This is a genomic window from Acetobacter sacchari (genome assembly GCF_017377715.1).
GTDB classification, from domain to species: Bacteria; Pseudomonadota; Alphaproteobacteria; order Acetobacterales; family Acetobacteraceae; genus Acetobacter; species Acetobacter sacchari.
The window spans coordinates 120,298-131,511 of record NZ_JAFVMF010000014.1; the positions used below are offsets into that span (position 1 = coordinate 120,298).

Below are 11,214 nucleotides of genomic sequence, written 5' to 3' on the forward strand. Positions count from 1 at the left end.
CGCCCGGAGTTTGATGTCGCCGCTCAAAGGCGATAGAAACGCAATTCAGACGCGTTCGCGTATTGTCGCATCCAGGTACGTGATCTTGCGACAAGGCGCAGCAGGAGACGAAGATGCTGGTTCATGTGAAGAACGTTTTGACGGCAGAGGAAGTCGCCTACTGCCGGGACGTGCTGGAGAGCGCCGAATGGGGCGACGGCAAGGCGACGGCTGGCCAGCAATCAGCGAAAGCCAAACATAACCTGCAAATTCCTCAAAAATCACCTCAATGCAGAGAACTTGGGGAGTTGGTGCTGCGGGCGCTTGGCCGAAACCCGACCTTCACCAGCGCCGCCCTGCCGCTGCGCGTCTTTCCACCGCTGTTCAACCGCTACGACACTGGCATGTATTTCGACGCGCATGTCGATAACGCAATCCGCCCCGAACCCGAAACAGGCTATCGGATCAGGACCGACGTGTCCTCCACGCTGTTCCTCACGCCGCCGGAAGACTATGACGGCGGCGAACTGGTGATACGGGACACTTACGGCGAGCATAGCGTGAAGCTTCCGGCGGGCGATCTTGTCCTCTACCCGTCCACGAGCCTCCACAGCGTCAAACTCATCACGCGGGGCAGTCGCTGGGCGTCCTTCTTTTGGACCCAGTCCATGGTGAAGGACGACGGCAAGCGCACGCTTATGTACGAATTCGATCAGGCGATCATCGAGATCCGCAAATCGCTACCGGACTCCCATGAAGGCGTGCTCGGGGTGACCGGGACGTACCATAATCTTCTACGACAATGGGCCGAACTTTAATGGGGCCAGAGCGGTCACAGCCTCTCAGCTGTCTGGGAAAGTGCGTTTAAAACATAATCCGAGGCGGCGACTTTTGGTCGCTTCCATTTCGCACCCCTGGGAAAAATCTGCATCATCCAGAACCCGGCGCGCCTCAGAAAGAGGGGGTCAGGGCGTTGTGCAAATGTCATGTCGCTGTAGTTTGGGGACACGATCCCGGCGTCAATATCTGTGCCGTCGATCAAAAAGACCGAACAACAACTGGCGGCCTCAACGTTGCGAATCCACACTGTTCTGCCATTGCTCACAGCGTTTTTTCTCAGTGGGTGCTATGAGATCGGCCCGACACGGCTCGACCGTGATCAGAGCGATTATTCCAGAGCCCTGACGAGCGCGAGCAAGCAGCAGACATTGTTGAATGTCGTAAGACTGCGCTACGCGGACACTCCGGGATTCCTTGATACGACGCAGCTCATTTCCGGATATCAGTTACAGCGCAACGTATCTGTCGGCATCGGGACCTATTCGGTCGCAACGCGGCCTTACGGCGGCATCGCGGCGCAATTGCAGGAGAGTCCGACCTTCACCTTCCAGCCGGTCACGGGGGACGCCTACGCGGAAAGCTTTCTCCGCCCGCTTCCACCCGCCAACCTGCTCCCGCTCGTCATGGGCGGACTGCCCATCGACGTTCTGTTTCGACTGTCCGTTCAATCAGTCAATCTGATCAACAACGTTGGCCCTATGGGGGGAGAGAACGCTCGCGGAACTCCGGTATTTTTTGACCTTCTATCCGACCTGAGAGCGTTGCAGCTTGCCGGCCTGCTTGGCATCCAGCTTGAGAGGACGCCACAGACGCAGGGAATGGAAGCTCAGCCAGACCGCGTCTACCTCTCCATCATGTCGTCCGATGATCCGGTCTTATCCGGAGTCGTCCGCGAAGTAAGGCGCCTGCTGGGAATGGCCCAGAACGATGAACGGGTCGAAGTCACTTATGGCGGCGGGCGCCCGCGTCCAGGACAAATTCGCCTTCTGACCCGGACAATTCTCGGCGTTCTGGGACAGATCGCCTATCAGATCGAGGTTCCGCAGGATGACATCGTCTCCGGTCGCACGCGACCGACAATCAGGCTGACAGGGCACGAGAAACGTCCCATTGTCGTGATTCACGTCGCGAATGAAAAACCTGATTCGGTCTTTGTATGGACCACGTACAATCATAAATACTATTGGATCGCCGACAACGATTATGACAGCAAACTGGCTTTCACGATGTTGCAGATACTTCTCGAACTCTCCAAGACAAGCAAGGAGCCGAACACAATCGTAACCATCCCGGCGAACGGTTGATCCCGGCTTGTTCCATAGCTTTTCTGTTTGCGTAGCACGCGTCATGCAAGAGACCCGGGCTCGGCTATATGCAAACTTCCATTCTGTGGAGAACGCTTGCAACGTGCGGTGGAAGCATTTTACAGACGGGTTTCACATTCTATGCAATATCTTTTTCCCTATAAAGTTTTATACTATACATTGATTAAATATTTCAATAGACTCTGCTATCCAAAAGATCTTTATCCAAATACGAATTCGGCCACGCTCAAAGCATGACACCATTCTGGCTCGACTGCGGTCGCTCTAAATTTTCACAAAATTTTGAAATATGCCTGATAAAGAAGCATCATTTATCATGGCCGAAATTCAGGATGAAAATACGAAAACTTAACGCACAATAAATAAAATATTATGAATACTTATAAATTAAGATAGGAAAATTCTCGGGATTTTCTGAAAAATCCCAACAAATCATAGAAACGCCACAACAGCGTCCGTGAGAGAAACGGCAGACCACAAACTGACTCTCTCAGCCCCATCCGATGCGTGAGTAAACGTCCACGAGCAAACCGTGTTCGGGCGACAACGCCACCCGAACACGCCTCAATGCATCGGATAATCGTCGTGCATCGTGTCGAGATCCGCGAAACGCGTGAACTCGCCTTCGAAATACAGATGCACAACGCCAGTCGGACCGTGACGCTGTTTCTCAAGAATCAACTCAGCCTTGTTATGCACAAGCTCCATCTTACGCCGCCAGTCGTCCAGCGCCGCCTGGTATTTGTCGGCGGAATCAAACGCCGTTTCTTTCGGTTCACGCTGCTGCAGGTAGTATTCATCGCGATAGACGAACATCACCGCGTCGGCGTCCTGCTCGATCGAGCCGGATTCACGCAGATCCGACAGCATTGGGCGCTTGTCCTCACGGCTCTCCACCTGACGGGAAAGCTGCGACAGCGCGATGACCGGCACTTCCAACTCCTTGGCGATCGCCTTCAGCCCCTGCGTAATCATCGAAATTTCGAGCACGCGGCTTTCCGGCTTGGTGCCGACGGCAGGCCGCATGAGTTGCAGATAGTCGACCACCACGAGACTCAACCCCCTGGTGCGCTTCAACCGTCGACAGCGCGTACGCATGGCCGACAGTGAAATCGCCGGCGTATCGTCGATCATCAGCGGCAGCTGCGCCAGTTCGCGGCTGACGCGCACGAAACGGTCAAACTCTTTCTGCCCGATATCGCCACGGCGGATGCGCTCGCCGGACACCTCCGCCTGCTCGGACAGAATACGCGTAGCCAACTGCTCCGCCGACATTTCAAGCGAGAAGATCGCAACAGCGCCGTCAGGCTGTACGCCGTCGCCCTGCTCCTGCGCGCGACGCAATAACTCGCGTGCGGCGGAGAACGCTACCTTTGTCGCGAGCGCCGTCTTGCCCATGGCCGGACGTCCCGCAAGGATCAGCAGGTCCGAGGGATGCAGGCCGCCAGTTTTCTTGTCGAAGTCGCGTAATCCGGATGTCAGGCCGGAAACGTCGCCAGCGTTGCTGAACGCCTTCTCCGCAACCTGAATCGCATTGGTCAGGGCGCGGTCGAACGCTGTGAAGCCGCCATCCTGCCCCTTGTCGGTAGCCAGACGGAAAAGCTGCTCTTCGCCCGCCGCAATCTGGTCGGGGCCATCCAGCCCCTCGGTCGCGCCAAAGGCGTTGTTGACGATGCCTTCGCCGATATCGATCAGCTGCCGGCGTATCCAGGCGTCGTGGATCGCGCGGCCATAGTCGCCAGCGTTGATGATGCCGACCATCGAGGTCAGCAGCCTGGCGAGGTAGGCCATACCGCCGACGCTGTCGAGCAACCCGGAATGCTCCAGCGTCGCGCGCAAGGTCACCGGATCGGCGAGTTGTCCGTTCTCGATGCGACGGGCTATCGCGTCATAAATCTCCCCGTTCACGCGGCTGGCGAAATGCGCGCCGGTCAGGAAGTCCGAAACACGGTCATAAGCCCGGTTGTTGGTCAGCAGGGCGCCGAGCAGAGCCTGCTCCGCGTCCGGGTTGGCCGGAGGCTGACGCAGGGAGACGCCCAGCATGCCGCCGTCCTGAGACGACGGGGCGGCGGAATCGGGGGAGTCGAGAATGGTCACCTCCTGAGCATAACACCCGGAGGGTGGGTTACGCAGGGCTTAAGAGTGTTTCAAGAGGGGCCGCGCAGGCCCGGCGCTTCGGGGGCGCCGTTATTGCTGACTCTCCGGCAGGAGATGGACAAATATACCCGCCTTCGCAGCCCCACGACGACGCGAACGGCGCACTATGCCACTCGGATGCTCGTTCTCGTGCGGCGGAGCCGCCCAAAACCCGGTCCGCGAAGCGCGATAAAACCGGGGGCATCCGGTCAGGACTGGGCCTTGCGGCGCCAGCGGCTAAAAAACGCCCCGCAACCGGCTTACAAACGAGAATGGCAATAGCCCTAAGAGAGTTCTCCTCTGAACAAACAGGGATCAAAGGGACCACGTCCCTTTGTGGGGAGCGGGGCAAAGCCCCGAAACCTGCTCCCCCTGAATGCTCCCTACCCGTCGATCTGCCCGAAATCGGCGATCAGCCGTGTCATGCGCGCAAGCTCCGACAACAGCCGCAGCCTGTTGACCCGAACCGCCGCATCATCGGCGTTGACCGTCACAGACTCGAAGAACGTGTCCAGAACCGGACGCAGGCCCGCCACGTCGCGCATCGCGTCGCTGAAGCGCTCTTCCGCAATCGCCGCCTCGACCGCCGGGATCACGCGCGACAAAGCCTCCGCCAGCGCGCGCTCCTCCGGCTGGCTATACAAAGACGCATCGGGCGCGCCCTCGTGCGGACCATCCTTCCTGTCTTCGATGCGGAGGATGTTGGCGGCGCGCTTCGTCGCAGCCAGCAGGTTGCGACCGTCCTCGGTCTCCAGCATCGACGCCAGAGCGTCAGTGCGCGCCAGCAGGCGCGTGATGTCGGTGTCGGTGTTGCCCGCCGAAATCGCTGCAAGAATGTCGTGACGCGCACCCTCGCTGCGAAGCTGCACACGCAGGCGTTCCGCGATGAAGCCCGGCAGGAGATCCAGATCGGGCGCGTCGCGCAACGCCTCCGGCAACGCTTCGGCGGCGGCCACGAACAGCGCGACAAGATCCAGACGCAAGCCGTTGGTGCGGATCAGATTGATCACGCCCAGCGCGGCGCGGCGTAGGCCATACGGATCGCCTGACCCGCCCGGCTTCGCGCCGGCGGCGAAGAAACCCGCAAGCATGTCGAACCGGTCGGCGAGCGCTGCCGCCACGGACACCGGCGCCGTCGGCACGCTGTCGGACGGGCCGCGCGGCTGGTAGTGCTCGGCCACGGCGGCGCAGACGGCGACGGCCTCGCCATCATGGCGAGCGTAATACCCGCCCATCACGCCCTGAAGCTCCGGGAATTCCCCGACCATGCCGGTCAGCAGATCGGCCTTCGCCAGCAGGGCCGCGCGGGCCGCCTGTTCGGCGTCCGCCCCGATCATCGGCGCGATCAGCCGCGCCAGCCGCACCAGACGGGCGACGCGCGCGCCCTGACTGCCAAGGCTTGCGTGGAACGTCACGGCGTCGAGATCCGCGACGCGGGATTCCAGCGTGCGCTTGCGATCCAGATCCCAGAAATGACGCGCGTCGGAGAAACGCGCGCGCAGCACGCGTTCGTTGCCCGCGATGACCTGCGCGCCGCCGTCAATCGGTTCGATATTGGCGACGAAGGCGAAGCGCGGCGCAGCGCTTCCGTCGCTGTGGCGCAGCGCGAAATAGCGCTGGTTCACACGCATCGAGACCTGCATGACCTCCGGCGGGAGGCCCATGAACTCCTCGTCGATGCGCCCCAGAAGCGGAACCGGCCATTCGACCAGACCCGCGACCTCGTCCACCAGGCCGGGATCGGTCACGACGGTCAGCCCCTCTTCACGCGCCAGTTCGTTCACGCCAGTCACGATTGCCTGCCGACGCTCCGCCGCGTCCACCAGCACCCGGCGCTCCCGCAGGCCCTGCGCCCAGCTTGCGGCGTCGCGCACCGCGAATGGCTCCGCGCTACGCACGCCGACCGGCCAGAAGCGATGCCCTTCGGTCAGGTCGCTGCTGCGCAGGTCATGCGCCGCGTCCTCGGCACCGCCTTCATTGGTCGCCAGAGAGAACGGGACGATGGCGCCGTCCAGCAGGCACAGGATGCGGCGCAGGGGGCGTACCCAGGTGAAGCCGCTGCCCGAGCCCCAGCGCATGGATTTCGGCCATGCGAACTGCCGCAGCAGCCCCGCCACGCGCTCCGCGACGTAAGGCGACGCGGCGATGGCGGGCGTCTGGCGGTTGAGCACCCAGAAGCCGCCCTCGGCGACAAGTTCGTCCTTCGTCGCGCCGTGCTTGCGCAGGAAACCCGCCAGCGCCTGCTCCGGCGCGGTCTCACGCGGGCCGCGCTCCGACACCGTCTGCGACGGCACTTCGGCGTCAACGGTGCATGCCAGCGCGATGCGGCGCGGGCCGGTGAAGCTGCGCGCGTCGCGCGGGTTCAGGGGCGCGAGCGCCTTCGTGACAAGCCGCGTCAGCTCCTCGCCCGCCGCTTCTTGCATACGAGCCGGGATTTCTTCGGAAAACAGTTCAAGCAGAAGTTCGGCCATGACTCAGCCCTCGCCCTTCGTATGGGCGGACTCACCAGCCAGCCAGGTCTCGCAGCACAGTTTCGCAAGCGTGCGAACGCGCCCGATATAGGACGCGCGCTCGCTCACGCTGATCACGCCACGCGCGTCGAGCAGGTTGAACAGATGGCTGGCCTTCAGGCACTGGTCATAGGCGGGCTGCGCCACGCCCGCTTCCGCAAGCGCCACCGACTGCTTCTCCGCATCGATGAAGTGCTGGTGCAGGATGGAGGTGTCGGCCAGTTCGAAATTGTGTCGCGAGTACTCGCGCTCGGCCCGCAGGAACACGTCGCCGTATTTCAGCCCGGCGCCGTTGAAGTCCAGATCGTAGACGTTCTCCACGCCCTGCACGTACATGGCCAGACGCTCCAGCCCGTAGGTCAGTTCGGTCGAGGGCACGGTGACCGGAATGCCGCCCACCTGCTGGAAATAGGTGAACTGCGTCACCTCCATGCCGTCGCACCAGACTTCCCAGCCCAGTCCCCATGCGCCGATCGTGGGATTCTCCCAGTCGTCCTCGACGAAACGGATGTCGTGCAGGTCCGGGTCGATGCCGATGGCGCGGTAGCTGTCGAGCAGCAGTTGCTGGCTTTCTGCCGGCGTCGGCTTCAGCAACACCTGATACTGGTAATAATGCTGCAAACGGTTCGGGTTCTCGCCATAACGCCCGTCGGACGGACGGCGGCAGGGCTGCACATAAGCGGCCTTCCAGGGCGTATCGCCCAACGCGCGCAGCGTGGTGTGCGGCGACAGCGTGCCCGCGCCGACCTCCACGTCATACGGCTGGAGAATGGCGCAACCTCGTTCCGACCAGAAACGGTGAAGGGTCAGGATCAGATCCTGAAAAGACAGCGGTCTGTCGGTGAGGCGGGGTGACGCCGGGTCCATTGGGCAGGCAAGCTCCGGTATGGGTGCAAGGAGGGCGCACCATACAGCCGCCGCCCGGAGACGAAAAGGCGAGGCGGCGCGCCCTCCGCGCTTACCCGCCGCCAGGGAGCCTCATCAGGCGGCCACGCCGCCGCGCGGACCTGCCGTTCGACGGATCGTCGCCTCTCGTCACATCGCCGCAGCGACGCCCAAAGCCAGAGCAAACTGGGCCAGCGCGAAAACCGCATGAGCAACCAGCACATACGCTATCGTCATCGGCGGCGACGGCGTCTTGCGCGCAAGCAGGCCACCACCCATCGCGGGCATAAAGAACCCCAGGCCCGCAACGGTGCTGACACCCAGCCCTATGACCAGACACGGGCCGAGCCCCGGATCACGAATAAAGTCCGCGCCCCAGAACAAAGGCAGCATCGCCGCGTACGCCAGACCGACGGCATAATGGAACGCCCAGCCCAGAACGCTCTCCGTCGTCGTGTTGGGGGCTGCATTCTTCCCGTCAAAGAAGAACCGTCCCGCCGGAAGGCCAAGAAGCCAGCGTCCCACCGACGGCCAGTGCGCGCCGGGCAGCCAACCCATTTTTCTTGCGATCAGACCCCACAGGTCGAGCGCCAGCGTCGACCCGACGCCGACCACCATTATGAAAAGGAATGTCTGCACTGCGTGTCCTCTGACGGTGAAGCGTGTTCGCGATCCGAACCGGAAGGGTAACGTCCGCATCCCCGATTGCGCCATACCGCAGCGCGCCTTTCGCAGTCCGACAACCTCAACGTCTGGTGATCGCGGCGCTGCAACGCGCCCGAACCCTATGCAAAACCGGAAACCTGCCCCTAATTAACGCGGCGCGTTTTCAACAGGCCTGCGGATTCCATGAAATACCTTGAGCCGACACCGGAATACGGTCGCCCGATCGTCGAAAGCGAGGGCCTGACCCGCATCGTCGCGCGCAACCCCGGCCCGATGACCTATCACGGCACCAACACATGGCTGATCGACACGCCGGAGGGAAAGGTGGTGCTCGATCCGGGGCCGGACGACCCGGAGCACCTGCGCGCCGTGCTCGACGCCTGTGGCGGAGGGACGCCCGCCATCTTCGTCACACACTGGCATCACGACCACGAGGCCGGGGCCGCGACCCTCGCGCAGATGAGCGGCGCCACGGTCTATGGCGGCGCGCACGGGCTGGACGTCGACGCGTTCCATACGCCCGGCCTGCGGCTTGTGAAGACGCCCGGCCATTCGATGGACCATGTGTGCCTCGATATCGGGGGCGGGCGTTTGCTGTCCGGCGACCATATCATGGGGTGGTCGACCACTGTTGTTCCGCGTTCGCCCCATGGCGACATGCGGCTGTATCTCGACAGCCTGCAATCGGTGTTGTCCGCCGGGTATGAGGCAATCTTCAGCGCCCATGGCCCGACCATCACCGAACCGGAGGGCTTCGTGCAGGGGCTGATCCGTGCGCGCCAGCGCAAGATCCAGCAGACGCGCGGGATTCTGACGCGAGAGTGGCGCAGCGAGGAAGAGTTGCGCGACGAGCTTTACGGCGCAATGCCGGACAAGCTGCGCCGGGCGTCTGCGGAAATGCTGGGGGCTATGCTGGATGAGCTGGAGTTGCGGGGGGAGGCGGAGCGAGGGGACAGGGGCTGGAGGGTGAGGTGAAAGCGGCGAGGCGCCGGACTTACTTTATTTTCGTGCGCCATGGTTGGAAACTGTTCCAGCAGCGTTCTCCTCCTGTTGCACAGATACCGGCGATAGCCTGCATGTCGTCGTTTGATTCTGGAACGAGTATGATCGGCGAGCTCCATTTTCCGAATACACGCCCGGAGTAAACATCTTGCTCAGGACGCAGATGGAAGTCCTCCTCATATCGACCAGCTCCTATCAACGATCCGACTGTCGATTTCGACCAGCTTACGGCTTCACAGGGGTTATCGCCGACGCATAGCCCCTCAGGTGTCGCTGTAATCTGATCTCCCGCTTTCGGAAGATGTTGTTTCGACAGTTGCTCGATTTCATCTTCCGAGGAGATGTCGCGTTCTCCCACTTTTCGTTGCAATGGCTCCACCACCCAATGACCACGAAGGATCGTAGGGTTCAATGTATCAAGCAAGCCGTCTTCTTGTGTCCCGGCCGAGCTAAGCATGGCGGTCAATTCATCTAGGCGATTGTTATAGAGGGGCATCAAACAGGTAGCTGTGGCGTTCTGACGGCACTGGGCGTCACGTCCTTGCACCCAACGCCGTTGCTGGGCGCGCAGGGCATCTGCTGTTTTCGGCGAGGACATTTTTAAAAGAGTTTGATAATTATCAGAAATTTCCTTATCATTTTTCATCAAATTCGAATTTTCGCAGATTGTTTTTTCTACAGAACTGGATGCTTTTGAACAATTGATTGCCCACGCCGAAGCGTTCCAAAGCAACATCATCATTCCATAGGCTAGTATATATGCGGATATTTTTCCACGAATACCAGGCATTTCTTCCTCAATTTTTTTTATAAAACTATTCAATTTTTTACAAACTTTCTCTAATATCATTCACAGGAATGTTTGGCGGTATTTTTTGTTTGAGGAAATTTATTTCCGAGGTAATTCTGTCCCGGTATTTCGTATAGGAGTTGAGTGCCTCAATTGCATCCTGCCAATTACCTGCCAATGCGTTGCTCCTGAAATTAATGGCGCTTGAAAATTTGGGATTCCCTCCCTCTTGGTAGAATCTTGATACCCAAACAGTTTGCCAACCTTGAGGCAGCGCTGCGAATAGCGGCACGCCATTTTTATTTTTAGCTTGAGTGTCCCACGATGTTTTTGCGGCATTCGTTATAGAAGTGAAAATGACCATATCGCAAATATCGGCCTCATCCTTGGTGAGAACAGGAACCGGACCAAGCGTAGCGATTAAAGCCACCACTTGTGCCTTTGTCATTCCAAACATTTTATGATTTGCAAATGGTTGTATTTTTTCTAGCAGAGGTCCTGATAAACCCTGCTTTTTCATATCACCGACGCTCCATTGACCTAAATCGAAACCTGATGCAACCGTCATACCGCTATGGCCAATGACGACTCCGTGCTGCATCGGCACATAACCTCTTAACCACTGATCGCCTTCTGCATTTGCTATAAATTGAAAATTTATATTAGTTCCCAGTTTCGGGTTTATAACCGCAAAAGCCTGTTCACTGGTCTTTGTGGAGAATCTGCTTTTCATACGGCGGGCTTCGAGGACCCAAGCCTGCCCGCATATTATGGCGTTACCTATTTCTCGCAGAAGCGTAGCGCGGTCGGTCGGCTGATGCGCTGGCGCCAGTTGCCTGTAGATTGTCTGTAGATTGTCTGTAAGGCGAGAACCGTATCAGCCCGAAGACCGAGGGCATTCATAAAATTCTGTACATCGACAGGCGAGGCGAATCGCCGCGTTACTGCGCGCCAGGCCGGAGGAAGAAGACCTGTCCCAATGACTATCCTCTGTAAGCCGTGACCATGGGCATGAACAAGGTGAGCTTTAAGAGCCTGTTTGGAAAATCGGTCTGATGTGATTCAAGCTCTGGATGTGGAC

Annotated in this window: 9 protein-coding genes; 3 read left to right on the plus strand and 6 right to left on the minus strand. The window is 59.7% G+C overall.

Annotated elements, in window-relative coordinates; genetic code table 11:
• Positions 1-113 precede the first annotated feature (113 nt).
• Together J2D73_RS13695 and J2D73_RS13700 are read left to right on the plus strand one after the other, a co-directional pair.
• On the plus strand, positions 114-797 hold the full coding sequence (locus J2D73_RS13695) for a Fe2+-dependent dioxygenase (protein ID WP_086643207.1): 684 nt from the start codon (positions 114-116) through the stop codon (positions 795-797).
• A gap of 210 nt (positions 798-1,007) precedes the next feature.
• Positions 1,008-2,123 carry a hypothetical protein gene (locus tag J2D73_RS13700; RefSeq protein WP_341535095.1) on the plus strand — a complete coding sequence of 372 codons (1,116 nt, stop codon included), beginning with the start codon at positions 1,008-1,010 and terminating at the stop codon, positions 2,121-2,123.
• A 585-nt stretch (positions 2,124-2,708) separates the two neighbouring features.
• Here J2D73_RS13700 and J2D73_RS13705 read toward each other — a convergent pair.
• From J2D73_RS13705 to J2D73_RS13720, 4 genes are all read right to left on the minus strand, one after another.
• Entirely contained in the window at positions 2,709-4,187 is a 1,479-nt protein-coding gene (locus J2D73_RS13705) for a replicative DNA helicase (RefSeq protein ID WP_207882148.1), read from the minus strand.
• Between the two features lie 476 nt (positions 4,188-4,663).
• Positions 4,664-6,751 carry a glycine--tRNA ligase subunit beta gene (glyS, locus tag J2D73_RS13710; protein WP_207882113.1) on the minus strand — a complete coding sequence of 696 codons (2,088 nt, stop codon included), beginning with the start codon at positions 6,749-6,751 and terminating at the stop codon, positions 4,664-4,666.
• A gap of 3 nt (positions 6,752-6,754) precedes the next feature.
• Positions 6,755-7,657 carry a glycine--tRNA ligase subunit alpha gene (locus J2D73_RS13715; RefSeq protein ID WP_207882115.1) on the minus strand — a complete coding sequence of 301 codons (903 nt, stop codon included), beginning with the start codon at positions 7,655-7,657 and terminating at the stop codon, positions 6,755-6,757.
• Between the two features lie 168 nt (positions 7,658-7,825).
• Positions 7,826-8,314: a DUF2938 family protein gene (locus tag J2D73_RS13720; RefSeq protein WP_207882117.1), complete on the minus strand. Its 489-nt coding sequence runs from the start codon at positions 8,312-8,314 to the stop codon at positions 7,826-7,828.
• Positions 8,315-8,524: 210 nt separating this feature from the next.
• Here J2D73_RS13720 and J2D73_RS13725 point away from each other — a divergent pair, with 210 nt between their 5' ends.
• On the plus strand, positions 8,525-9,316 hold the full coding sequence (locus tag J2D73_RS13725) for an MBL fold metallo-hydrolase (RefSeq protein WP_207882119.1): 792 nt from the start codon (positions 8,525-8,527) through the stop codon (positions 9,314-9,316).
• Between the two features lie 19 nt (positions 9,317-9,335).
• Here J2D73_RS13725 and J2D73_RS13730 read toward each other — a convergent pair whose 3' ends face one another.
• Together J2D73_RS13730 and J2D73_RS13735 are read right to left on the minus strand one after the other, a co-directional pair.
• Positions 9,336-10,193 (minus strand): lysozyme inhibitor LprI family protein, encoded by an 858-nt coding sequence (locus J2D73_RS13730; protein WP_207882121.1) that lies wholly within the window; start codon positions 10,191-10,193, stop codon positions 9,336-9,338.
• Entirely contained in the window at positions 10,171-10,866 is a 696-nt protein-coding gene (locus tag J2D73_RS13735; protein WP_207882123.1) for a pesticin C-terminus-like muramidase, read from the minus strand. The genes J2D73_RS13730 and J2D73_RS13735 overlap by 23 nt, the downstream gene beginning before the upstream one ends.
• Between the last annotated feature and the right edge of the window lie 348 nt (positions 10,867-11,214).